Raw genomic sequence first — 22,198 nt, 5'->3', positions numbered from 1 at the left:
ACACAGAGTGCCCACCGGACGTTCCGGGCAAGCGGAGCGCAGGAGTCGGCTCGGTAACACCTGCGCACCGCCCGGGTGAAGTCGCCCGCCGGTCAGCCCGTCTTCGTGAGGCTCTTGATCGAGGACAGGATGTCCTGCACGCGCTCCTTGGCGTCGCCGAACAGCATCTGGGTGTTGTCGCGGAAGAACAGCGGGTTCTGCACTCCCGCGTAGCCGGTGGCCATCGACCGCTTGAACACGATCACGTCCTTGGCGTCCCACACCCGCAGCACCGGCATCCCGGCGATCGGCGAGCCCGGGTCCTCCGACGCGGCCGGGTTGACCGTGTCGTTGGCGCCGATCACGAGCACGACGTCGGTCTCGGCGAGGTCGTCGTTGATCTCGTCCATCTCCAGGACGATGTCGTAGGGCACCTGGGCCTCGGCGAGCAGCACGTTCATGTGCCCGGGGAGCCGTCCCGCGACCGGGTGGACCCCGAAGCGCACGTTCACGCCGGCGTCGCGCAGTGAGCGGGTCAGCTCCGCCACCGGGTACTGGGCCTGGGCGACCGCCATCCCGTAGCCGGGGGTGATCACGACGCTCTCGGCGTTCGCGAGCAGCTCGGCGACGCCGTCGGCGTCGACCTCGCGGTGCTCACCCTCCACCGCGGCGGCCGCCGAGGAGGTGGCGCCGAAGCCACCGGCGATGACCGAGACGAACGACCGGTTCATCGCCTTGCACATGATGTAGGACAGGTAGGCACCGGAGGACCCGACGAGCGCGCCGGTGATGATCAGCAGGTCGTTGCCGAGGAGGAAGCCCGCCGCCGCGGCGGCCCAGCCAGAGTACGAGTTCAGCATCGACACCACGACCGGCATGTCACCGCCGCCGATCGAGGCGACCAGGTGCAGGCCGAGCAGCAGCGCCAGCACCGTGAGCACGGCCAGGATCCACATCTGCGGCGAGAGGACGAAGACGACCGTCAGCACCGCGAACGCCACGAGCGCGCCGAGGTTGAGGACGTTCTTGCCGGGCAGCATCAGCGGCGCCGACTTGATCTTCGCCGACAGCTTCAGGTAGGCGACCACCGAACCGGTGAAGGTCACCGCGCCGATGAAGACGCCGACGGCGACCTCGGCGTGGTGGATGCCCAGCAGCGAGCCCTCGAGCTGCAGGTGACCGGACTCGACCTCCAGGAAGCCGTTCCAGCCGACCAGCACCGCGGCGAGGCCGACGAAGCTGTGCATGAGCGCGATGAGCTCGGGCATCCCCGTCATCTCGACGACGCGGGCCCGCCAGAGCCCGATCGCCCCGCCGACGACGACGGCGACCAGCAGCAGGGCGACGCCCAGCCCGGACGCCTGGCCGAGCGCGACGACGGCCGTGGCGACCAGCGCGATCGTCATGCCGGCGATGCCGAACAGCACACCGGAGCGCGATGTCTCGTGCCTCGACAGCCCCGCGAGGCTGATCACGAACAGGATCGCGGCGATCAGGTACGCCGCAGTGGTCCACGTCTGCACGGCTCAGCTCCTCGTGAACATCTGCAGCATGCGGCGGGTCACCGCGAAGCCACCGACGATGTTGATGGCGGCGAGCAGCACCGCGACCGCGGCGAGCCCGATGACCAGGGCGTCGCCGCCCGTGCCGATCTGCAGGATCGCGCCGACGACGATGATCCCGGAGATCGCGTTCGTGACCGACATCAGCGGCGTGTGCAGCGCGTGGTGCACGTTGCCGATGACGTAGAAGCCGATGACGATCGCCAGCACGAACACCGTGAGGTGTCCGGCGAGCTCGGCCGGGGCCAGAGCCGTGACCGCGAACAGCGCCAGCGCGCCGACGATCCCGGCGGCGAGACCCGCGTACGGGGAACGCGGCTTCTCCGGCTCCTTCTCCTTCGGCTCCTCGGCCGGCTGGGCCGCGGGCGCCGCGCTCACCGTGACCTCGGGCGGCGGCCAGAGCGTCTCCCCCGCGTGCGCGGTGGTGATGCCGCGGACCACGGTGTCGTCGAGGTCGAGCGCGAGCCGCCCGTCCTTCTCCGGGGTCATGAGCTTGAGCAGGTTGAGCACGTTCGTGCCGTAGAGCTGCGACGCCTGCGCGGGCAGCCGGGCGGCCAGGTCGGTGTAGCCGACGATCGTGACACCGTGGTCGGTGACGACCGACTCCCCCGCCACCGAGCCCTCGACGTTGCCGCCCTGCGAGGCCGCCATGTCGACGACCACGCTGCCCGGGCGCATGGACGCCACGTCCGCGGCGGTGATCAGCTTGGGCGCGGGGCGCCCCGGGATCAGCGCGGTGGTGATGATGATGTCGCAGTCCTCGGCCTGCTCGGAGTAGATCTCGGCCGCGCGCTTGTCGTAGTCCGCCGAGGTGGCCTTGGCGTAGCCGTCGGTGGAGGCCTCCTGCTCCACCTCGACCGCCAGGTACTCGCCGCCGAGCGACCGCACCTGGTCGGCGACCTCGGAGCGCGGGTCGGTGGCACGCACGACCGCGCCGAGGCTGTTGGCCGCGGCGATGGCGGCGAGCCCGGCGACGCCCGCCCCGGCCACGAGCACCTTCGCCGGCGGGACCTTGCCCGCCGCGGTGACCTGACCGGTGAAGAACCGGCCGAACACGTGGGCCGCCTCGATCACCGCCCGGTAGCCCGCGATGTTGGCCATCGACGACAGCACGTCCATCGACTGGGCCCGCGAGATCCGCGGCACCGCGTCCATCGACAGTGCGGTGACGCCCTGGGCGGTGAGCGCCTCGGTCCGCTCGGCCTCGAAGCGCGGCGCGAGCATGGCGATCAGCACGGACCCCTCGCGCAGCTTGCCGATCTCGTCGGGCTGCGGGGCGTTGATCCGCACCACGATGTCGGTGTCCCAGACGGGACCGTCGACGACGTCGGCACCGGCCTCGGCGTACGCCTCGTCGGTGAACCCGGCACGGGCACCCGCCCCGGACTCGACCGTGACGGCGTAACCGAGGCCGACGACCTTCGCGATCGTCTCGGGGCTCATCGCCACGCGGGTCTCGGGCTCCGCCTCCGCGGCCACACCGATCCGCATCGCCGGTCCCGACGGGTCAGGGCTGTCGCTCATGCACTCTCCTCGATCTCGCGCGCGCTCCGTCGCTCACGCTGGTCGCGGGCCTTTCGGAAGGTAATGCCGGAACCGGGCGTGCGCAGTCACGACTGCGTCACAGGCCGGGATTCCACCCCTTCGACCGGGCAGGCGGTGCCGGCGGGAGCGTAGCGCGACGATCGGGTGTGCGGACCCGTCGTCGGGAGGGGTGGTGGGCCCGGTGCCCCGCCGGCTCTGACGCCGACATCGGTCTTCGACTCCGCCGCGGGGCTTCTCGGCTCTCTCGTCGCCGCCCGGGCGATGCCGCAGGAGAGCGTCGGCCGGGCCACCGAGTTCGTCTCCGCGATGCAGCTGATCGGCGGAGCCGCACCGCTCGACCTCGGCGTCGGCATCGTGCGCCGGCCACCGGGAGCAGGCCGGAAGTCGGTCCGCCTGGTGTCGGCGGCCTTCTGCTGATCAGGCCGCTGTCGGCTGGCCGGGCTGGTCCTCGGGCTCGTCGTCACGCGGGCGGCCGGGGTCGCGGCCGGTGACGGGCCGTTCGCCCTCGGGGTGCTGCTGCTCGTGCTCGGGTCCGCCGGGTGGGGCTCGCCCGCGCGACGCGACGTCGGATGCTGCCGTTCGTCCTGAGCCACGTCGTGGTGCAGGCCGCGGTCGTGCCCACCGTCCGGGACCACCGGGCACGGCAGAGCGGGATGCGAGGGCGCCGAAGCCCCTCGAGGCAGTACGGCCCTTCGGACCGACAAAAAAGCCAGGACCGGAGTCCTGGCTTTTCGTATCGGGTGGAGCTGAGGGGATTCGAACCCCTGACCCCTTGACTGCCAGTCAAGTGCGCTACCAGCTGCGCCACAGCCCCTTGCGACATGAAGAACACTACACGGGCCGGTTTCCGGCCCGGAAAGGGGGGTGCCCCTTCCGGAGCCGATACCTGCCGTCGGCCCCGTGCAGCCCCCTGACGTCGGACGACGGCGACGACGTGCTCGCCGCGCTCGGCGGCGCCCTTGCCGCCTTCGACCGGCTCGACCGGGACCGGGTGGGCGTCCTCGGCGGGTCCTACGGCGGCTACCTCACCTCGTGGCTGGCCGCCCACCACTCCGCCCGGTTCGCCGCCGCGTGCAGCGAGCGGGCGGTGAACAACCTGGAGTCGCTGGACTGGAGCTCCGACGCCGCCGGGTGGTTCGGCCACGAGCTGGGCCGCTCGCTGCTGGACGCGCCGGAGGAGTACCGGCGGATGTCCCCGCTGCACCACGTCCGCGGCATCGGCGTGCCGATGCTGATCCTGCACTCCGAGGACGACCTGCGGTGCCCGGTCGAGCAGGCCGACGCGCTGTTCGTCGCGCTGCGGCTGCTCGGGCGGCCGGTGGAGTACTGGCGGTTCCCGGAGGAGGGCCACGGAATGTCGCGCGACGGGTCGCCGCGCCACCGCGTCCAGCGGGCGCAGATCGTCCTCGACTTCGTCGGCCGGCACCTGGGCGGGCGCAGGCCGGAGGAGGTCCCCGCCGGCTGAGCTGCGACGCTCAGCCGGCCCGGCTGCGCCCGTCCTCGTCGTCGCCCAGGTCCTCGATGTCGACGCCCTGGTCGTCGGTCTCCGGGCCGACGGACCGCGGCGCGCCGTCGACGGCCCGGACCGGCTCGCCGACGGGCTCGCGCAGCCGTCGCAGGGCGGGGTCGTCGACCCAGAACTCGTCGAACCCGTGCTCGGCGAACCGGTCGGCGACGCGGTGGATCGCGATGTCGTGACGCACGTAGAGGTGCGCGAGCAGCACCGCGGCCGGGTCGTCGGTGTAGAGGCCCCAGGTGCGGTCGGCGGTGAGCCCCCCGATCACGGCCTGGTCCCGGTCCGCGACGACGATGAGCATCCGCCGGCCGAGGTTGTCCTCGACCGCCGACGGGGCCGAGTAGCGGTGCTCGGTGTGCCAGCCGACCGGGTCGTCGTCGGCGCCGAAGACGACCGTGGCCACGTCGACGCCGTGCTCCTCGGCCCGGCGGATCGTGGGCTTGAGCGCCTCGACGTCCTCCGGCCAGCCGAGCACGTACAGCTCGGAGCGGGCCGCGGCGGCGACGTCCTCGGCCCGTTCGAGCAGCACCCGGCGCTCGGTCAGCGAGTGCACCAGCCGCACCTGCGGTGGCGCGGTCAGCCGCGGGATCTCGTTCTGCAGGATGCCCAGCGTGCGGTCGAAGTCGCGGCGCATCCGCTCCAGCAGCGTCGCGGGCGGCAGCGGGACGTAGCCGGTGCCGTCGGCGGCCCGCACCTCGAACGCCGCGCCGCGGCCGACGAGCTTGCCCAGCGTCTCGTAGACGGTGCTGCGCGGCACCCCCGACCGCTTCGCCACCTCGTAGCCGTTGACCGCCTCGCCCGCGCTGACCAGCGCCACGTAGGCCTTGGCCTCGTAGCCCGACAAGCCCAGTCGCTGCAGCTCTTCCGTCACCCGCCGTACGGCCATTGCGAGATCATCTCACTCATTTCGGCACCGTCCCGCGACGTGGTGCCGCGGCCCCGTCGCGCACGACGGTCTCCCTATGATCGGTTGCGGACGACGGATTGATACGTCCGGATCCGCACCATCATCACAATCGAGGACCCGGAGCGCGCGCCACACCGGCCCGCATCGCCGCGTCCGCCTCGCGCAGGATCTCGCGCATCGCCGCTCCGGCACCCGCCGGGTCACCGGACCGGACGGCGTCGGCGACGTCGCGGTGCAGCCGGATCGCGTCGGGCTCCGGACGGCTGGGCATCAGGTGGTGCCGGGTGCGCCCGGCCAGCACCTCGGCGACGACGTCGCCCAGCGCGGCCACCATCTCGTTGCCCGAGGCCGCGAGCAGCGTGCGGTGGAACACGACGTCGGCCTCCAGGTAGGCCAGCAGGTCTCCGGACCGCCCGTGCACGGTCATGTCCATCACCGCGCCGACGAGCGCACCGCACTGCTCGGGAGTGGCCCGGTCGGCGGCCAGCTCCGCGGCCAGCGGCTCCACCCCGCAGCGCAGCTCGGACAGCGACCGCAGCTGCTCGTCGCGGCCGGGACCGTCCAGCCGCCAGCGGATCACCCGCGGGTCGTGCACGTTCCACTGCTCCCGCGGGGCGACCGTCGTGCCGACCCGGCGCCTGCTGCGCACCAGGCCCATCGACTCCAGCACGCGCACGGCCTCCCGGACGACGGTGCGCGACACGCCGTAGCGCGCGACCAGCTCCTCGGCCCGCAGGACCTCGCCCGCCCCGATGGTCCCCGCGGCGATCGCGGTACCGAGCCGGTCCAGGACGTCCCCGTGCAGACCCTCCGTTGCGCCACCCACGACCCGAATCGTGCCACTGCACAGGCTCAACGACGCGATACGACATACCTGAACCGATTCGGTGTTGAAAAAGTACTACTAATAACTCACTCTGGTCCCCACAACGGTCCGGGTACTCCCGGTCCGCGTGCCGATGCCGCCACACCCGTGAGGAGCCGATGCAGTGACGCAACAGCCGGCGACACAGCAGCCACCACCCCACCCGCTCGTCGTCGTGATGGGGGTGTCCGGCTCCGGGAAGTCCACCGTCGGCGCCGCCCTCGCCGACGCCCTCGGTGTCCCCTTCACCGACTCCGACGGCCTGCACCCGGCCGCGAACGTCGCGAAGATGACCCAGGGGATCCCGCTCACCGACGCCGACCGCGAGCCCTGGCTCGACGCCGTCGGCGCCCGGCTGGCCGAGCACACCGGCACCGGGCTCGTCGTCGCCTGCTCGGCGCTGCGCCGTGCCTACCGCGACCGGCTGCGCTCGCACGCGCCGTCGACGGTGTTCGTGCACCTGTCCGGCGACGCCGCCGTGCTCGCCGAGCGCATGGGCGGGCGCTCCGGGCACTTCATGCCGACCGCGCTGCTCGACTCCCAGCTGGCCACCCTGGAGCCGCTGGCCGCCGACGAGGCCGGGACGACGCTGGACATCCGCCGGCCGGTCGACGAGATCGTCGCGGGCGCCGTCGCCGTCACCGGGCCGGAGGTGGCCCCGCGATGACACTGCACCCCGCACTCGTCCTGGCCGCGGAGCAGGCCCAGCCGGTCGCCTCCGCCGGTCGCCTGGTGACCGCCGCGCTGGTGGGCATCGTGGCGCTGGTCCTGCTGATCACGCAGTTCTCGCTGCACCCGTTCCTCGCGCTGACCATCGGCTCGCTGCTCGTCGCGGGCGTGGCGGGTATGTCGATGGGCGACGCCGTGGAGGCCTTCTCCGACGGCTTCGGCTCCACCGCCGCGAGCGTCGGCACGCTGATCGCGCTGGGCGCGATGTTCGGCAAGCTGCTCGCCGACTCCGGCGGTGCCGACCGGCTGGTCGACACGATCGTCTCCCGCTCCGGCCCGCGGACGCTGCCGTGGTCGATGGCCGCCGTCGGCGCACTGATCGGCCTGCCGATGTTCTTCGAGATCGGCCTGGTCATCCTGATGCCGGTCATCTTCCTGGTCGCGCGCCGCGCCCAGGTCTCGCTGATCGCCGTCGGCATCCCGGCGCTGGCCGGGCTCTCCGCCATGCACGGCCTGGTCCCGCCGCACCCCGGCCCGCTCGCCGCGATCGGCATCCTCGACGCCGACCTGGGCATCACCCTGGTCCTCGGCGTGCTCGTGTCGATCCCGGTCGTCGTCCTGGCCGGGCCGCTGTTCGCCAAGGTCGCGGCCCGCTGGGTCGACGTGTCCCCGCCGGCGCTCTTCGAGTCCCGGGTCGCGGCCGGGAGCAGCACCGCGTCCGGCGGATCGGCCGCCGCCACCACCGGCACCGACCCGGACAGCGGGTCCGGCAGCGACGCCGCCGTCGATCGCGACGCCCCGGACGGCGGGCCCACCCGGCGCCCCGGGTTCGCCGCCACCCTGCTCACCGTGCTGCTGCCGGTCGTGCTGATGATGGGCAAGGCCGTCGGCGACATCGCCGCACCCGAGGGCAACCCGGTGCGCGCCGCGCTGGACTTCGTCGGCACCCCGCTGGTCGCGCTGCTGCTCTCGGTGCTGGTCGCGATGGTCACCCTCGGCACCGGATCCGGCATGAACCGCGCCGGGATCATGGGCTCGCTGGAGAAGTCGCTGCCCGCCATCGCCGGGATCGTGCTGATCGTCGCCGCGGGCGGCGGGTTCAAACAGACCCTGGTCGACACCGGGATCGGTGCGATGATCGCCGGCTGGGCCACCGGCGCCGGCATCTCCGCGCTGCTCCTGGGCTGGCTGGTCGCGGTGGCGATCCGGCTCGCGACCGGGTCGGCGACCGTCGCGACGGTGACCGCCGCGGGCATCCTCGTCCCGCTGCTGCCGACGCTCGACCCGACCCAGACCTCGCTGCTGGTACTGGCGATCGGCGCGGGCTCGCTGTTCTTCTCCCACGTCAACGACGCCGGGTTCTGGCTGGTCAAGGAGTACTTCGGGCTCACCGTCGGCCAGAACATCAAGACCTGGTCGATCATGGAGACCGTCATCTCGGTCTCCGGCCTGGTCCTGGTGCTGGTGATCGACCTGGTGATCTGACCCCGCTCAGACGACGACGCCGGCCCGGGTCGCCGGGTCGGCGCCGGTCGTCCGGCCCGGCCCGCCGACGTCGCGGGCGGTGCGGGCCAGGCGCCGCACCGCCTCGGCCGTCACCGGCCCGGGGTGGGTGAAGGGCACCCGCAAGCGGTCGGTGAACGCGTGCCCGGCCCCGAACCGCGGGCCGGGCGCCAGCACCAGGCCGTGCCGCGGGGCGGCCGCGGTCAGCGCCGTCGAGACGTGCGCACCGAGGTCGCACCACAGCGCCAGCCCGCCGTCGGGGACGGTGAAGCGCCAGTCCGGCAGGGCCGCGGCGAGCTCGGCGACCAGCAGGTCGCGCCGGGTGCGCAGCACCCCGACCCGTTCGGCCCGCAGCACGTCGAGCCGCTCCAGCACCTCGACGGCGACGAGCTGCTCCAGCACCGGCAGCGCCAGCTGGGCGCGGGCCAGCCGTCGTCGCATCCGGGCGGCGCGCTCGCGGCCGGCCCGGATCCAGCCGATCCGCAGCCCGCCCCAGGCGATCTTGCTCAGCCCGCCGACGGTGACGACGTCGTCGGGACCGGCGGCGTGCGCGGCGCAGGGCAGCGGCCCCGTGGCGCCCTCGCGCAGGTCCAGCTCGGCGAAGGTCTCGTCGACCAGGGCGACCGTGCCCTGGCGGGCGAGGCGCTGCACGAGCCGGGCGCGGGCGTCGTCGTCGAGGAGGCGGCCGGTGGGGTTCTGGAAGTCCGCCATCAGGTACGCGACCCGCGCCGCGGTCTGCCGGGCGGCCCGCGGCAGCACGGTCTGCGGGGTCGCGTCGGCGCCGTCCGCCGCCACCGGGACGGCGACCGCCCCCGCGTCGGCGACGACGTCGAGCGCCGACGGGTAGGTGGGGTGCTCGACGAGCACCCGGTCGCCGGGCCCGGCCAGCTCGGCGACGACGATCCCGATCGCCTGCAGCGCCCCGCCGGTCACGACGACCTGCTCCGGCCCGGTCGGGAGCCCCCGGGCGGTGAACCGGTCGGCGATCGCGGCCCGCAGCGCGGGCAGGCCGTCCGGGCCGTAGCCGTGTCCGGCCAGGTCCGCGGCACCCCGTTCGACGGCGCGGGCGACCAGGTCGGGCAGCACCGCGGGCGCGGCGGGCGCGGCGTGGGCGAGGTCGATCGTGCCGCGGTCCACCGGCCCGGGCGCCCAGACCCCGTCGACGCCCCCGGTGCGGTCCGGGAGCCGCACCCAGGTGCCCGCCCCGTGCCGGGCATCGGCCCAGCCGTCGTCGCGCAGGTCGCGGTAGGCGCGGGCGACGGTGACCCGGCTGACCCCCAGCGCCTCGGCCAGCGCCCGCTCCGCCGGCAGCCGGGTGCCCGACGGCAGCCTGCCGTCGCCGGTCAGCACCCGTACGGCGTCGGCCAGCACCCGGTACGCCGGGCCGCGCCCGCCGTGGACGTCACCGCACAGCGCGGCGAGGCGCTCCGCCCCGACCCCCTGCGTCATTCCCGATCCACTTCCGCTCGAGTGGCACGGTGACGACAGGCCACCGATCGAGGCAGCATGCCATCTCGTGACGATCGACAGCTCCCGCTGGTCGCTGCGGATGCCGCGGCGCACCCGGCGGCTCACCCAGCTCGTGGCCGGCCTGGTCGCCTACGCGGTCTCGATGGCGCTGATGATGCGCGCGGCCCTCGGCTCGATGCCGTGGGACGTGTTCCACCAGGGCGTCGCCGGGCGTACGGCCCTGTCGGTGGGCGCGGTGACCGTGGTCGTCGCGGTCGGGGTGCTGCTGCTGTGGATCCCGCTGCGGGAACGACCGGGGCTGGGGACGGTGGCGAACGTCGTCGTCATCGGGGCCACGGTGGACACCGCGCTCGCGGTGCTGCCCGCCCCGGAGGCGCTGTGGCTGCGGATGGCGTACGCCGTCGCCGGGATCGTGCTGAACGCGGCGGCGACGGCGGCCTACATCGGGGTCGGGCTGGGGCCGGGCCCGCGGGACGGGCTGATGACCGGGCTCGCGGCCCGCACCGGCCTGTCGGTGCGGCTGGTGCGGACCGCGATCGAGGTGACGGTCGTGCTCGTCGGGTGGGCGCTCGGCGGTGTCTTCGGCCCGGTGACGGTGGTCTACGCACTCGCCGTCGGGCCGCTGGTGCAGTGGTTCCTGCCGCGCTTCACCGTGGGTGCGGTCAGCCCGTCACCCTCGACAGCCAGTCCCCGTTGCTCAGATCCATCTTGACCCCGTTCACCATCACCGTCGGGGTCCCGAAGCGGCCGCCGGGCGCCACCGCCGGGTCGGCGACGGCCGCCTCGGTCGCGTCGGCGATCGCCTGGGTGTTCGCCTGGCGGGTGACGCAGCCCGCGAAGTCCCCCGTGGCCCCCAGCTCGGTGCCGAGCGCGGTCAGCTCCTGCACCGTCTTGCCGGCACTGCCCTCGGCGGGCTGGTCGGCGTACAGGCGGGAGTGGTAGGCGGGGAAGATCCCGGCGTCGGCGGCGCACAGCGCGGCGTTGCCGGCGCGGGTCGAGTAACCGGGCGGGGTCGAGCGCTCGTCGAGGATCACGATGTGGTGGTAGTTGATCTTCGCCTTGCCCTCGTTCACCGCGGTGGTGAGCTGGTTCCCGACGCTGCTCTCCAGCTGTCTGCAGGCGGGGCAGAGGTAGTCCTCGTAGAGGTCGACGGTCACCGGGGCCGCCTGGTTCCCGGCCTTCACGACGACGCCGTCGCGGGTCACCGGGTAGGTCGCGACGGTCGCCTTCTGGTAGTTCTGGTACAGCACGTAGACGCCCGTGGCCAGGGCGATGACCAGCACGAGCGCGCCGATCCCGAGGTTGCGACCGAGCCCGCTCGAGGTGCGTGCGGTGCTGATCCCCGCCGCCTGCAGCCGGGCCTGCGCGGCCTGCCGGCGCTCGCGCTCGCTCTGTCCCATCAGTGCTCCTCCGTCGCGTCCGCCGGCGCCCGCCGGTCGTGGTCGTGTGCCGCGGCCCGGTCCCCGCGCCCGTCGAGGGAGAACAGCGTCCGCGGGCGCACCGTCAGGTACACCGCGGCCGCGACGAAGGCGAGGTCGCGCAGCAGGGCCGGGCCGTAGCCGGTGTCGTCGGGGTCGACCGGCCCGCCACCGCCGAAGCAGCCGCAGTCGATCGCCAACCCGCGCGCCCACGCCTGCACCAGACCGGCGACGAACGCGAGCAGCAGCACGGTGCCCACCACCGCGGCGAGCCGGGTGGCGAGGCCCGCGAGCAGCAGCAGGCCGAGTGCGATCTCCAGCGGCGGCAGCAGGGTCGCGACCGGCACGACGAGCGCGTCCGGCAGCACCCGGTAGGCGGCGACGGCGACGGCCGTGGTGAACGGCTCGGACAGCTTCACCGCCCCCGACACCAGCCAGACCACGGCCAGCCCCAGCCGCAGCACGGTGCCCAGCACGTCGAGCGGGCGGACTGCGGTCACGACCGGGGAGCCTAGCGAGCCCGCCGGTTCAGAACTCCTCGCGGGCGGACTCCTGCTCCAGCAGCGCGTCGAGATCGGTCAGCCGCTTCATCGTGGCGACGGCGCGGGCGGTGCGGTTGTTGCCCGCCAGCATCTCCTCGTGGCGGTGCACGAACTGCCAGTAGCCCGCAGTGAAGGGGCAGGCCTTCTCCCCCACCCGCACCTTCGGGTCGAACGCGCAGCCCGAGCACAGGTCGGTCATCCGGTCGATGTAGGCGCCGCCGGAGGCGTAGGGCTTGGTGGCCATCCGGCCGCCGTCGGCGTGCTGGCTCATCCCGATCACGTTGGCGGGCATCACCCAGGCGAACCCGTCGACGAACGCCGTCGCGAACCAGTCGTTGAGCTCCGCCGGCCGGTAGCCACGCTGCATGGCGTGGTTGCCGAGGATCATCAGGCGCGGGATGTGGTGGGTCCAGCCGCGGTCGCGGACCCCGCCCAGGGCGTGCGACAGGCAGTTCGCGGTGACGGCGTCGGCGTCCAGGTCGGTCCACCAGTCCGGCAGCGGGGTGCGGGCCCGCAGGTGGTTGCGACGCGTGTAGCCGCGCCCGAAGCGCCAGTACAGCTGCCAGACGTACTCCCGCCAGCCGAGGATCTGCCGGACGAACCCCTCGACGCTGGACAGCCGCGCGTCCCCGTCGTGGTAGGCCTGCTCGGCGGCGTGCACCGCCTCCAGCGGGTGCAGCGCGCCCAGGTTCATCGGCACCGACAGCAACGAGTGCGCCATGGCCCAGTCCTGCTCCAGCACCGCGTCCTCGTACGGGCCGAAGGTGTCGAGGCGGTGCCGGACGAAGTGCCGCAGCGCCCGGGTGGCCTCCTCGTGGGTGACGGCGAAGCGGCGCGGCCCGTCGTTGCCGACCGTGGGGTACCCGGCCGCGTCGAGGTCGGCGCGGACCTGCTCGTCGATCCCGTCCTCGCGGGGTTTCCAGGGCGCCTTCACCTCCAGGCGCTCGGCGCCCTTCGGCGGGGACTCGCGGTTGTCGTGGTCGTAGTTCCACTTCCCGCCGACGGGCTTCTCGCCGTCCATGAGCACGGAGAACCGCTCGCGCTGGGCGCGGTAGAACTCCTCCATCCGGAAGGTCTCGCGGTCGCCGGCCCAGTCGTCGAACTCGTCCTTGCCCAGCGCGAAGGTCGGGGTGGGCCGGACCTCGGTGACCAGCCCCTCCTTCACGAAGCGGCGCACCATGTCCGAGGCCGGGAACGACGTCGGCTGGTGCACCACCACCGGGCGGCCGACCTGCTCCAGCGCCTCGCGGTAGGTGTCGGTGCGCAGGTAGGTGGCCCGGTCGCCGAGCTGCTCGGCGAGGTGGCGCATCCCGGACAGCACCAGGTGCAGCTTCTGGCGGTGGTGGCGACGCCGGCCCAGCGCGCGGGTGGACTCGACGATCACGATCTCGCGGCCGGCGAACTCCTCGGTGTCCCACACGTGCGGGCCGAGCTGGTCGGCGAACAGCCAGAGCGGAGCCGTGTCATCGGACGACATCGGCCCAGTGTCGGGGTGGTCGCGCGGCGCCGCGCGGCGAGCGGCGGCGGCCTACTGTTGCATCCGTGAACGATCCGGAGCTGGAGGCGGAACTCGCCGACCACCACCACGACCACTCCCACCGTGACATCTCCGGCGGCTGGCTGCGCGCGGCCACCTTCGGCGCGATGGACGGCCTGGTCACCACGATCGCACTGGTCGCGGGTGTCGGGGGCGGCGGGGCGGGCCGGGACGTCATCGTGCTCAGCGGGCTCGCGGGTGTCGTCGCGGGGGCGTTCTCGATGGCGCTCGGCGAGTTCGCCTCGGTCGGCACCCAGAACGACGCCCTCGACGCCGAGGCGGCCGTCGAGCGCCGTGAGCTGGCCCAGCACCCCCGCGCCGAGCAGCACGAGCTGGCCGCCCGGTTCCGGGAGATGGGCCTGTCCGAGCAGACCGCCGACGCCGTGTCCCGGGAGGTGCACCGCGACCCCGAGCTGGCGCTGCGGATGCACATCAGCCAGGAGCTGGGGGTCAGCCTGGACGACAAGCCGTCGCCGTGGGTGGCGGCGGTGTCGTCGTTCGCCGCGTTCGCGGTCGGCGGGCTGATCCCGCTGATCACGTTCCTGCTCGGCTACGGCTCGCTCGCGCTCGGCCTCGCCGTCGGCGGCGTCGGCCTGCTCGCCGCGGGGGCGCTGACCTCGCGGTTCACCTCCCGGTCGTGGTGGTCGGCGGCGCTGCGCCAGCTGGCGTTCGGCGCCATCGCCGCCGGCGCCACGTACCTGGTCGGCATGCTGATCGGCGTCAGCGCCGCCTGAGGGTCAGTCCTCCACACTGATCACCCGGGCCGGGCACACGTGCTCGGCCTCCTTCACCGCGTCCCGGTCGCCCTCGGCGGGCGAGTCGGTCAGCAGCGCGACGATCCCGTCGTCGTCCTGGTCGAAGACGTCGGGCGCGGTCACGACACACTGGCCGGCCCCGATGCACAGTTCCTTGTCCACGATCACGCGCATGGCCATCAGAATGCCACCGGCAGCGCGTGCACGCCGTAGACGGCCATGTCGTCGCGGAACGGGATCTCCGAGTCCGGCACGGTGACCCGCAGTCCCGGGAAGCGCCGCAGCAGCGCCGGGTAGGCGATCTGCAGCTCGAGGCGGGCCAGTGGCTGCCCCAGGCACTGGTGCACCCGAACCCGAACGCGACGTGCCGGTTCGTCCCGCGGGTCACGTCGACCTCGTCGGGGTGCGGCCACTGGCGGGGGTCGCGGTTGGCGGCCTCGGCGGCGAGCACGACGCCCTCCCCCGCGCGGATCGTGACCCCGCCGATCTCCAGGTCCTCGGTCGCGACCCGGCGGCGGCCGATGTGGGTCACGGTCAGGACCCGCAGCAGCTCCTCGACCGCGGCGCGGACCTGCGCGGCGTCGCCGTCGCGGACGACGGCGAGCTGGTCGGGGTGGTGCAGCAGGGTCAGCGTGCCGAGCGCGATCATGTTCGCCGTCGTCTCGTGCCCGGCGACGAGCAGCAGCAGCGCCGAAGCGCTCGCCTCGTCGACGGTGAGGTCCCCGGCCGCGACCCGGGCGGCCAGCCCGCCGAGCACGTCGTCGCGCGGCTGGTCCAGCCGCTCCCGGACGAGTCCGGCGAGGTAGTCCTGCAGCGCGTCCGACGCCGCGGCCGACACCTCCGCGCCCGAGGTCAGGTCGACCATGATCCGGCTCTGTGCCTCGAAGAACGCGTGGTCGGCGTAGGGGACCCCGAGCAGGTGGCAGATCACCAGCGACGGCAGCGGCAGCGCGAACGCCTGCACCAGGTCGGTCGGGTTCTCCCCCGCCGCCATGGCGTCCAGCAGCTCGGTGACGGTCTGCTCGACCAGTGGCCGGAGGCGCTCGATGCGGCGCACGGTGAACTCACCGATGAGCATCCGCCGGTGCCGCGCGTGCTCGGGGCCGTCCATCATGATGAAGCTGCGTCGGCGCCCCTGGGAGCGCACGCGGCGCGACCGCGACGCGGCGGGGTAGCCGTCGCGGTCGGCGTCGGCGGACAGCCGCTCGTCGGCGAGTGCGGCGCGGACGTCGTCGTAGCGGGTGACGAGCCACGGCGTACTGCCGTCCCAGATCCTGACCCGGGCGACCCCCGGTCCGGCCGGGCACTCGTCGTCCCGGATGCGGGCGAGCTCGGCGGGCGGATCGAAGGGGCACCCGCGCGTCATCGGGTAGGTGGGCACGGGGTCGGTCACGGCGGTCATCGGCATCACTCCCGCCGAGAATGTTAGCAATGCTCAGTTTCATTGCGCAACGATCTGTGCAGAGAGCAGAGACAGGAACGGCCCCGTCCCGGGATCGGGACGGGGCCGCTGGGCAGTGGAGGTGCCGGGAATCGAACCCGGGTCCTCCGTCGGTTCACGAGGGCTTCTCCGTGCGCAGTCCGCTCTGTCTCTACTCGGATCCACCGGTCACGCGAACAAGCCGGTGTGACGATCCCAGCCGCTGTTGGATGTTCCCTGCGGTTCCGCGGCCGGACCGCAGGGTGAGTCCCCTGAATGATGTCGGGAACCGGAGCGGGGACGCCTCCGGCCCGACAGCCCCTACCTGAAAATCAGGCAGCGAGCGCGTAAGCGCTCTGGGCAGTGCGACTGTTGTCGGCACTTATTTTTTTGCGACGCATGGTTAACGAGATCATCGTCGCCTTCCTCGGCACGCTTCACCTCGATCAACGATCGGAGTCGAAACCGTTCACCCCCTGGTCGGATCCCGGAGGACCCGCAGTCCACCTGCACTCCGCACGGACGTACCCGGGCGGACGCACAGCATAACGCCCCACGCCCGCCCGATCATCCCGGTTCCCGGTGGCGTGTCATCCCGCCGCGACGTCGTAGGTGTGCCCCGCGGCCCGCAGCCGGTCGACCAGCACGTCACCCAGCGCGGTGGCCGGGGTGAGGCAGCCCGCACGGTCGGGCAGCGCGGACCCGCCCAGGGCCAGTGCGAGGCCCGCCTCGCCGAACATGACCGCGGTGGCCCCGTAGCCGGGGTCGCCGGGGCCGGAGACCCGCACCCGGTAGCGACGTCCGGACTCGGTCTCGGCACGCACGTCCATCCGGAACCAGCCGCGCTCGCGGGTCCGCTCCGACGGCCCGGTCCCGGGCGCGGGCAGCACCCGGTCGAGCAGCGGGCGGATCGGCGGCACCATGAACGCACCGACCAGCGCGCCGAGCCCGCCGGTGACCACACCCGCGGTGACCGCCCCGGACACCCCGCGACCACAGCCCTGGAGCTCGCCGTAGCGCAGTCCGCGGCCGTAGGCGTGGTCGAGCAGCGCGTTGGAACGGCGCACGATCCGGGTGTTGTAGGACGCCATCACGAACGGCGCGGTCCAGGTGCCGTCCGGGAGCCGGGCGGGCGGTCCCGCGTCACCCGGCTGCGACGGTGTCGGCTCGGCCGACGGGTCGGGGCTCAGCGAGTGCGGGCGGGCGGCCAGGCGCCGGGCGTCGCGGTCGGTGCGGACGGTGTCGAGCTGCCCGCGCAACGAGTCCACCGTGCCGCCGGAGACCCCGCCGCGCATCGTCGCGACCGTGCGGACCTCGGTGAGCCCACCCGCGCCGTCGGCCTGTGCGGCCCGGTGCGCGAGGAACACCCCCAGGTCGGAGGGGACGGAGTCGTAGCCGCAGGAGTGCACGATCCGCGCGCCGCTCGCGCGCGCGGTGCCGTGGAAGCGGTCGATCGCCTCGCGGACGAACAGCACCTCGCCGGTGAGGTCGGCGTAGTGGGTGCCGGCCCTCGCGCACGACCCGACCAGCCCCAGACCGTACTTCGCGTACGGGCCGACCGTGCTCAGCACGACGCGTGCGCCCGCGGCGAGCCGGTCGGTCGCGGCCGGGTCGGCGGCGTCGGCGACGATCAGCGGCCAGTCCCGGGCCGACGCCGGCAGTGCCGCCCGGGTCGCGGCGAGCTTCGCCTCGGAGCGGCCGGCCAGCGCGATGCGCACCCCGGGCGGGGCGTGCTCGGCGAGGTGACGGGCGATGAGGCCGCCGACGAAGCCGGTCGCGCCGTAGAGGGCGATGTCGACCGGGGCGGCCGCGCCGTTCCCGTCGTTCTGCGGGCTGACCATGGCTAAGAGCTCCTCGGGGTCTCGGCCGCGGGGCCGGGGGCGGCGTGTCGGACGGGGTCGACGCCCAGCAGCGCGGCCGGGGCGTCGTACAGGACCGAGCGCAGGAAGGCCGCGCCGAGGCGGGGCTCGGCCGCGGCCCAGCCGGCGATCGCGGCGAGCTGCTCGGCGTAGGCGTAGGGGATGTTGGGGAAGTCGGTGCCGAGCACGATCCGCCCCGGGTGCTCGGCCAGGCGTGCCGGCCAGTCCGGCGGCAGCGGCGCGATCGCCTGGGAGAACGCGGTGCCGACCATCGTCGTGTCCAGCACCAGGTTCGGGAACCGGTCCAGCAGCTCCAGCGCGCCCCGGAAGTCCGGCATGCCCGCGTGCGCCAGCACGATCCGCAGATCGGGGTGCGCCGCCAGCACCTCGGCGAAGATCCCGAGCCCGGTGTGCTCACCGGGGATCGGGCCGTCGCCGCAGTGGACGACGGCGGGTACGCCCGCGTCGGCCAGCAGGCCCCAGGCGTCGCGCAGCAGGGGGTCGCGCGGGTCGAACCCGCCGACCTGGACGTGCACCTTGACAATCCGCGCACCGTCGGAGACGGCACGGCCGAGGTAGTCCACCACGGACGGTTCCGGGTAGAGCGTCGCGGTGCGCACCGCACGCGGGTGGGCGTCGGCGAACCCACCGGCCCAGTCGGTGAGCCACTCCCCCATGCCCGGCTTGTGCGGGTAGGTCAGGGGCGCGAACGCGAGCACCCCGAGGCGTTCGAGGATCGCGTAGCGCTCCTGTTCGGGCAGCCGGTACTGCACCGGCCACGGGGTGCCGTAGTGGGTCTCGGCGTCGTCGAAGTAGGCCCAGACCTTGTCGAGCATCCGCTGGGGCAGGAAGTGCACGTGCACGTCGACCAGGCCGGGCAGGTCCAGCTCGGCGGTCCAGCGGGGCACGTCGGCGTCGTCGACCGGCGGCAGGGGGAGATCCACGGCCCCACCCTAGGCGGGGTGTCTCAGCCGCGCAGGTCCCGGGCCCGCCCCTTGGCCGCACGGCCGACGGCGCGCGCGATCTCCTTCTGCGCGTCCTTCTTGGCCAGGTCGCGGCGCTTGTCGTAGTCCTTCTTGCCCTTGGCGAGCGCGAGCTCGCACTTGACCTTGCCGTCGTTGAAGTACAGCGACAGCGGCACCAGGGTGAGCCCGCCCTCCCGGGTCTTGCCCATCAGCCGGTCGATCTCCCCGCGGTGCAGCAGCAGCTTGCGGGTGCGGCGCGGCTCGTGGTTGGTCCAGCTGCCGCGCACGTACTCCGGGATGTGCAGGTTGCGCAGGAAGATCTCGCCGTCGTCGATGGTGGCGAAGGCGTCGACCAGCGACGCCCGGCCCAGACGGAGGCTCTTCACCTCGGTCCCCTTGAGCGCGACCCCGGCCTCGAACTCCTCCAGGATCGCGTAGTCGTGCCGGGCCCGACGGTTCTGCGCGATCACCTTCCGGCCCTGTTCCTTCACACGACCAGCCTACCCGCGTACCGCCACCGGTATCCGACCGCGGCATCGCCGGAGCACCGCTCTTGCGTGTCGGCGGCGCCGCATGCAGACTCCAATGCGAGAGCAGTGCTCTCGTATTGGATCGACGATCACAAGAGACGGGCATGACGACGCCGGTGCTGGTGACCGGGGCGACCGGCGGGATCGGCGGGCACCTGCTGACCGCGCTGGCCGGCCGCGAGGTGACGGTGCGGGCGCTGGTCCGCGACCCGGACCGCCTCGCCGGTGCCGGCGGCGTCGAGGTCGTGCGGGGCGACCTGCGCGACCCGGACGCCGTCGCCGCGGCACTGGACGGGGTCGACGCGGCGTTCCTCAACTCACCCTCGGCCCCCGACGCCGCGACCACCCAGATCGCGGTGGCCGACGCCCGCCGCGACCGCCGGGGTGTCCCGGCTGGTACTGCTGTCGCAGTTCGCGGCACGGGAGGACTCCCCGGTGCGGTTCCTGCGCCGGCACGCCGCGGTGGAGCAGCACGTCCACGACCTGGGGATCGGCCACGTGGTGCTGCGGCCGAACCTGTCCCTGCAGGGCCTGCTGGCCTTCGCCCCCCCGGTCGCCGCGACCGGCCGGTTCGGCGCCCCGATCGGCGACGCCGCGGTGAGCGCGGTCGACGTGCGCGACATCGCCGACGCCGCCACGGCCGTGCTCACCGGCGCCGGAGGGGACGGTGCGGTGCACGACCTCACCGGGCCGCGCGCGGTCACCCACGCCGGGATCGCCGCGGCCCTGACCCGGGCCACCGGACACCCGGTCACGTTCGACGACCTCACCCCCGAGGCGTTCGCCGCCGCCCTGGACGGGGTGCTGCCGCCCTGGCAGGCCGCGGGACCGGTCGAGGACTACGCCCACTACGGGCGGGGCGAGGCCGCACGGGTGGACGACGCCGTGGCCGTCCTCACCGGCCACCCGGCCCGCACCCTGGAGGAGTTCGCCCGCGACCACGCCGCGGCGTTCACCCCCGCGGGGCGAGCGCTCAGACCTTCACGTAGGCGCGCAGGGTCACGTAGCCGGTGATCCCGGCGACGAGCGCCCCGGTGGGCACGAGCAGCGCCGAGACCACCAGCACGTCGGTGATCCGGACCGGCGGGATCACGCCGGCCTGCCCCATCGCGGCGAACAGGTCGTCGACGACGGCGTACTTGGCCGCGACCAGGCCGATCCCGGCGAGCGCCCCGCCGACGGCCCCGGCGATGGCGGCCTCGACCAGGAACGGCAGCTGGGTGGTCCAGCGCGTCGCACCGACCAGGCGCATCACGCCGACCTCCGTGCGCCGCATGAACGCCGAGACCTGCACCGTGTTGGAGATCAGCAGGATCGCCGCGAGCGCCTGCACGACGGCGAGCGCGAACGCCACGTTGCGCACCCCGTTCAGGAAGTCGAACAGGGTCCCGACGACGTCGCGCTGGTCGATCACCCCGCGCACCCCCGGCCGGCCCTCCACGGCGGCCCGGGCGGCCGCGGCACCCGCCTGCTGGTCGGTCAGGGTGACCCGCAGCGTGGCGGGCAGCGACTGCGGCCGGGCGACGTCGGCGACCGACTGCCCGGCGAACAGCTCGCGGAAGCGGGTCCAGGCCTGCTGCTGGGACTCGAACGAGACCGAGCCGACGCCCGGGGCGGCCTCCAGCGCGCTCCGCACCGACGCGCACGTCGGCCCGCTGCAGTCCGGGTCGGTCTCCGAGACGTCCGGGGTGAGCGCGACCTGGATCTCGAGCCGGTTCGTGTAGAGCGCCGAGATGTCGTCGATGGTGCGCAGCACGAGCAGGCCCGCACCGACCGACATGAGGGTGACCGCGGTGGTCAGGACCATCGCGACGGTCATCGTGACGTTGCGGCGCAGGCCGGAGGAGACCTCGCGGGTGAGCAGGGCGGGGCGCATCTACCGGCCCGCCCCGTACACCGCGCGGGCCTCGTCGCGCAGCACGCCGCCGTCGGCCAGCTCGATCACCCGGCGGCGCATCGCATCCACGATGGACGAGTCGTGGGTGGCCATCAGCACCGTGGTGCCCGCGCGGTTGATGCGCTCCAGGACCTGCATGATCTCCCGCCCGGTCTCGGGGTCGAGGTTGCCGGTGGGCTCGTCGGCCAGCAGCAGCGGGGGCCGGTTGACCGACGCCCTGGCGATCGCGACGCGCTGCTGCTCGCCGCCGGACAGCTCGTGCGGCAGCCGCTCGGCCTTGCCCTGCAGCCCCACCATCTCCAGCAGCTCCGGGACGGCGATCCGGATCTCCGAGGGCCTGCGCCCCAGCACCTCGAGCGCGAACGCGACGTTGCCGGCGACGGTGCGCTTGGGCAGCAGCCGGAAGTCCTGGAACACGCACCCGATCCGCTGGCGCAGCTTCGGCACCTTGCGCCGGGGCAGCCCGGCGACGTCGAGGCCGTCGATGAGGATGGATCCCGAGGTGGGGACGTCCTCGCGCAGCAGCAGCCGCAGCAGCGTCGACTTGCCCGACCCGGACGGTCCGATCAGGAACACGAACTCGCCCGCACCGACCGTCGCGGAGACCCGGTCCAGCGCCGGACGCCCGGACGCCGGGTAGCGCTTGGTGACGTCCCGCAGCTCGATCACGGAGCGGGACGGTACCGCCGCCCGGAGTACACGGGCCGTGACGACACGCCCGTCAGGCCGGTCCGGCGGCGACCGGGTCCCGCGACGGGTCGAGCGCACCGGCGAGCCGGTCCAGGACGGGGACCGCCGCACGCAGCGCGACCGCGTCGGCGCCGTCCAGGTCGCCGAGCGCGCGCCGGATCTGCCGCGTCCAGGCGGCGTCGAGGAGCTCGCGGTGCCGGACCGCCCGGGCCGTGGGGTACAGCAGCGCACGACGGCCGTCGGCCGGGTCGGCACGGCGCTCGACGAGGTCGCGCTCGACCAGTGACCGGACGGTCGTACTGACGTTGCTGGGCTGCAGCCCGAGACCGCGGGCCACCGCCGACACCGGGTGCCCGGGCCGGGCCGAGACCCACCGGAGCACCTCGTGCTCGGATCCGGTGATCGCGTCCAGGCCGACCGCGCGTTCGCCCGACGCCCGCAGCACCCGCGACAGGTCGTGGACGGCGGCCACCAGCGCCGCCCAGTCCTCGCGCTCCTTGATCTCCGTCACAGACACGATACTACTCGACTGTTCATATATATTTTCATAACTGATCACCGCAGGAGAG

22 protein-coding genes, 1 tRNA gene, 1 other RNA gene and 2 pseudogenes are annotated in these 22,198 nt (G+C 73.7%); 8 read left to right on the top strand and 18 right to left on the bottom strand.

Annotation, left to right across the window (positions count from 1 at the left end):
• Nucleotides 1-92 precede the first annotated feature (92 nt).
• Both pntB and ZF1_RS05980 read right to left on the bottom strand, forming a co-directional pair.
• The gene (pntB, locus tag ZF1_RS05985; protein WP_208819884.1) at nucleotides 93-1,502 is read right to left on the bottom strand and encodes a Re/Si-specific NAD(P)(+) transhydrogenase subunit beta; all 1,410 of its coding nucleotides are present in this window, start codon (nucleotides 1,500-1,502) and stop codon (nucleotides 93-95) included.
• A gap of 3 nt (nucleotides 1,503-1,505) precedes the next feature.
• A complete protein-coding gene (locus ZF1_RS05980) occupies nucleotides 1,506-3,065 on the bottom strand; it encodes a Re/Si-specific NAD(P)(+) transhydrogenase subunit alpha (protein ID WP_482636677.1) in 1,560 nt (519 codons plus the stop codon).
• A gap of 282 nt (nucleotides 3,066-3,347) precedes the next feature.
• Here ZF1_RS05980 and ZF1_RS05975 point away from each other — a divergent pair, with 282 nt between their 5' ends.
• Nucleotides 3,348-3,503, top strand: a complete 156-nt coding sequence (locus tag ZF1_RS05975) for a hypothetical protein (RefSeq protein WP_345643068.1) — start codon at nucleotides 3,348-3,350, stop codon at nucleotides 3,501-3,503.
• Between the two features lie 324 nt (nucleotides 3,504-3,827).
• Here the strand turns inward: ZF1_RS05975 and ZF1_RS05970 are convergent.
• Nucleotides 3,828-3,900, bottom strand: a tRNA-Ala gene (locus ZF1_RS05970).
• A gap of 120 nt (nucleotides 3,901-4,020) precedes the next feature.
• Here ZF1_RS05970 and ZF1_RS05965 point away from each other — a divergent pair.
• On the top strand, nucleotides 4,021-4,551 hold the full coding sequence (locus tag ZF1_RS05965) for an alpha/beta hydrolase family protein (RefSeq protein ID WP_482636676.1): 531 nt from the start codon (nucleotides 4,021-4,023) through the stop codon (nucleotides 4,549-4,551).
• A gap of 10 nt (nucleotides 4,552-4,561) precedes the next feature.
• On the opposite strand, the gene ZF1_RS05960 is transcribed toward ZF1_RS05965, so the two are convergent.
• Together ZF1_RS05960 and ZF1_RS05955 are read right to left on the bottom strand one after the other, a co-directional pair.
• Nucleotides 4,562-5,473 carry a TrmB family transcriptional regulator gene (locus ZF1_RS05960; RefSeq protein WP_482636675.1) on the bottom strand — a complete coding sequence of 304 codons (912 nt, stop codon included), beginning with the start codon at nucleotides 5,471-5,473 and terminating at the stop codon, nucleotides 4,562-4,564.
• 139 nt (nucleotides 5,474-5,612) lie between these two features.
• The gene (locus ZF1_RS05955) at nucleotides 5,613-6,335 is read right to left on the bottom strand and encodes a FadR/GntR family transcriptional regulator (protein WP_251785583.1); all 723 of its coding nucleotides are present in this window, start codon (nucleotides 6,333-6,335) and stop codon (nucleotides 5,613-5,615) included.
• A gap of 217 nt (nucleotides 6,336-6,552) precedes the next feature.
• On the opposite strand from ZF1_RS05955, the gene ZF1_RS05950 reads away from it, so the two are divergent.
• Together ZF1_RS05950 and ZF1_RS05945 are read left to right on the top strand one after the other, a co-directional pair.
• Nucleotides 6,553-7,041 (top strand): gluconokinase, encoded by a 489-nt coding sequence (locus tag ZF1_RS05950; protein ID WP_224403973.1) that lies wholly within the window; start codon nucleotides 6,553-6,555, stop codon nucleotides 7,039-7,041.
• Complete coding sequence (locus tag ZF1_RS05945; protein WP_476653956.1) at nucleotides 7,038-8,528, top strand: GntT/GntP/DsdX family permease; 1,491 nt, start codon at nucleotides 7,038-7,040, stop codon at nucleotides 8,526-8,528. The genes ZF1_RS05950 and ZF1_RS05945 overlap by 4 nt, the downstream gene beginning before the upstream one ends.
• A 6-nt stretch (nucleotides 8,529-8,534) precedes the next feature.
• Here the strand turns inward: ZF1_RS05945 and yczR are convergent, their stop codons facing one another.
• Complete coding sequence (gene yczR, locus ZF1_RS05940) at nucleotides 8,535-9,995, bottom strand: MocR-like transcription factor YczR (protein ID WP_482636674.1); 1,461 nt, start codon at nucleotides 9,993-9,995, stop codon at nucleotides 8,535-8,537.
• Nucleotides 9,996-10,095: 100 nt separating this feature from the next.
• Between yczR and yczE the strand changes: the two genes are divergently transcribed.
• The gene (gene yczE, locus ZF1_RS05935; RefSeq protein ID WP_073578397.1) at nucleotides 10,096-10,728 is read left to right on the top strand and encodes a membrane protein YczE; all 633 of its coding nucleotides are present in this window, start codon (nucleotides 10,096-10,098) and stop codon (nucleotides 10,726-10,728) included.
• On the opposite strand, the gene ZF1_RS05930 is transcribed toward yczE, so the two are convergent.
• From ZF1_RS05930 to ZF1_RS05920, 3 genes are read right to left on the bottom strand one after another with little or no spacing between them, the layout of a single operon-like run.
• Nucleotides 10,679-11,416, bottom strand: coding sequence for a DsbA family protein (locus ZF1_RS05930; RefSeq protein WP_476653954.1), 738 nt, complete (start codon nucleotides 11,414-11,416; stop codon nucleotides 10,679-10,681). The genes yczE and ZF1_RS05930 overlap by 50 nt on opposite strands.
• Entirely contained in the window at nucleotides 11,416-11,934 is a 519-nt protein-coding gene (locus tag ZF1_RS05925; protein WP_476653953.1) for a MauE/DoxX family redox-associated membrane protein, read from the bottom strand. Before ZF1_RS05925 ends, ZF1_RS05930 begins: the two co-directional genes overlap by 1 nt.
• A gap of 28 nt (nucleotides 11,935-11,962) precedes the next feature.
• Nucleotides 11,963-13,453, bottom strand: coding sequence for a cryptochrome/photolyase family protein (locus ZF1_RS05920; RefSeq protein WP_345651653.1), 1,491 nt, complete (start codon nucleotides 13,451-13,453; stop codon nucleotides 11,963-11,965).
• A 65-nt stretch (nucleotides 13,454-13,518) separates the two neighbouring features.
• Here ZF1_RS05920 and ZF1_RS05915 point away from each other — a divergent pair, with 65 nt between their 5' ends.
• Nucleotides 13,519-14,247 carry a VIT1/CCC1 transporter family protein gene (locus tag ZF1_RS05915; RefSeq protein ID WP_345651651.1) on the top strand — a complete coding sequence of 243 codons (729 nt, stop codon included), beginning with the start codon at nucleotides 13,519-13,521 and terminating at the stop codon, nucleotides 14,245-14,247.
• A gap of 3 nt (nucleotides 14,248-14,250) precedes the next feature.
• Here the strand turns inward: ZF1_RS05915 and ZF1_RS05910 are convergent, their stop codons facing one another.
• From ZF1_RS05910 to smpB, 6 genes and pseudogenes are all read right to left on the bottom strand, one after another.
• On the bottom strand, nucleotides 14,251-14,442 hold the full coding sequence (locus tag ZF1_RS05910) for a ferredoxin (RefSeq protein WP_208819900.1): 192 nt from the start codon (nucleotides 14,440-14,442) through the stop codon (nucleotides 14,251-14,253).
• A 5-nt stretch (nucleotides 14,443-14,447) separates the two neighbouring features.
• Nucleotides 14,448-15,670, bottom strand: a pseudogene (locus tag ZF1_RS05905) (cytochrome P450).
• 113 nt (nucleotides 15,671-15,783) lie between these two features.
• Nucleotides 15,784-16,165: a transfer-messenger RNA gene (gene ssrA, locus ZF1_RS05900) on the bottom strand.
• A 113-nt stretch (nucleotides 16,166-16,278) separates the two neighbouring features.
• The gene (locus ZF1_RS05895; protein ID WP_482636673.1) at nucleotides 16,279-17,529 is read right to left on the bottom strand and encodes a saccharopine dehydrogenase family protein; all 1,251 of its coding nucleotides are present in this window, start codon (nucleotides 17,527-17,529) and stop codon (nucleotides 16,279-16,281) included.
• Between the two features lie 2 nt (nucleotides 17,530-17,531).
• A complete protein-coding gene (locus ZF1_RS05890) occupies nucleotides 17,532-18,491 on the bottom strand; it encodes an amidohydrolase family protein (RefSeq protein WP_482636672.1) in 960 nt (319 codons plus the stop codon).
• 23 nt (nucleotides 18,492-18,514) lie between these two features.
• Nucleotides 18,515-19,003: an SsrA-binding protein SmpB gene (smpB, locus tag ZF1_RS05885; RefSeq protein ID WP_073578366.1), complete on the bottom strand. Its 489-nt coding sequence runs from the start codon at nucleotides 19,001-19,003 to the stop codon at nucleotides 18,515-18,517.
• 143 nt (nucleotides 19,004-19,146) lie between these two features.
• Between smpB and ZF1_RS05880 the strand changes: the two are divergent.
• Both ZF1_RS05880 and ZF1_RS05875 read left to right on the top strand, forming a co-directional pair.
• Nucleotides 19,147-19,350 (top strand): annotated as a pseudogene (locus ZF1_RS05880) (SDR family oxidoreductase); the annotation flags it as partial.
• A 76-nt stretch (nucleotides 19,351-19,426) separates the two neighbouring features.
• Nucleotides 19,427-20,056: a Rossmann-fold NAD(P)-binding domain-containing protein gene (locus ZF1_RS05875; RefSeq protein WP_482636671.1), complete on the top strand. Its 630-nt coding sequence runs from the start codon at nucleotides 19,427-19,429 to the stop codon at nucleotides 20,054-20,056.
• On the opposite strand, the gene ftsX is transcribed toward ZF1_RS05875, so the two are convergent.
• The 3 genes from ftsX to ZF1_RS05860 are packed head-to-tail and all read right to left on the bottom strand — an operon-like array spanning nucleotide 20,016 to nucleotide 22,140.
• Entirely contained in the window at nucleotides 20,016-20,918 is a 903-nt protein-coding gene (gene ftsX, locus ZF1_RS05870) for a permease-like cell division protein FtsX (protein ID WP_405419035.1), read from the bottom strand. The genes ZF1_RS05875 and ftsX overlap by 41 nt on opposite strands.
• Nucleotides 20,919-21,608 (bottom strand): cell division ATP-binding protein FtsE, encoded by a 690-nt coding sequence (ftsE, locus tag ZF1_RS05865; RefSeq protein WP_226355406.1) that lies wholly within the window; start codon nucleotides 21,606-21,608, stop codon nucleotides 20,919-20,921.
• Nucleotides 21,609-21,660: 52 nt separating this feature from the next.
• Entirely contained in the window at nucleotides 21,661-22,140 is a 480-nt protein-coding gene (locus ZF1_RS05860) for a MarR family winged helix-turn-helix transcriptional regulator (RefSeq protein ID WP_208819916.1), read from the bottom strand.
• Nucleotides 22,141-22,198: the final 58 nt, after the last annotated feature.

The sequence above is a fragment of the Pseudonocardia sp. ZF1 genome, from assembly GCF_056835605.1.
This window is presented reverse-complemented; position numbering and strand designations above follow the sequence as displayed.

Coding starts and splice junctions, on each gene's coding strand:
- ZF1_RS05975 (WP_345643068.1), top strand. CDS start 3,348: ATGCCGCAGGAGAGCGTCGGCCGGGCCACCGAGTTCGTCTCCGCGATG.
- ftsX (WP_405419035.1), bottom strand. CDS start 20,918: ATGCGCCCCGCCCTGCTCACCCGCGAGGTCTCCTCCGGCCTGCGCCGC.
- yczR (WP_482636674.1), bottom strand. CDS start 9,995: ATGACGCAGGGGGTCGGGGCGGAGCGCCTCGCCGCGCTGTGCGGTGAC.
- ZF1_RS05950 (WP_224403973.1), top strand. CDS start 6,553: ATGGGGGTGTCCGGCTCCGGGAAGTCCACCGTCGGCGCCGCCCTCGCC.
- ZF1_RS05920 (WP_345651653.1), bottom strand. CDS start 13,453: ATGTCGTCCGATGACACGGCTCCGCTCTGGCTGTTCGCCGACCAGCTC.
- ZF1_RS05945 (WP_476653956.1), top strand. CDS start 7,038: ATGACACTGCACCCCGCACTCGTCCTGGCCGCGGAGCAGGCCCAGCCG.
- ZF1_RS05930 (WP_476653954.1), bottom strand. CDS start 11,416: ATGGGACAGAGCGAGCGCGAGCGCCGGCAGGCCGCGCAGGCCCGGCTG.
- yczE (WP_073578397.1), top strand. CDS start 10,096: ATGCCGCGGCGCACCCGGCGGCTCACCCAGCTCGTGGCCGGCCTGGTC.
- ZF1_RS05980 (WP_482636677.1), bottom strand. CDS start 3,065: ATGAGCGACAGCCCTGACCCGTCGGGACCGGCGATGCGGATCGGTGTG.
- ZF1_RS05910 (WP_208819900.1), bottom strand. CDS start 14,442: ATGCGCGTGATCGTGGACAAGGAACTGTGCATCGGGGCCGGCCAGTGT.
- ZF1_RS05895 (WP_482636673.1), bottom strand. CDS start 17,529: ATGGTCAGCCCGCAGAACGACGGGAACGGCGCGGCCGCCCCGGTCGAC.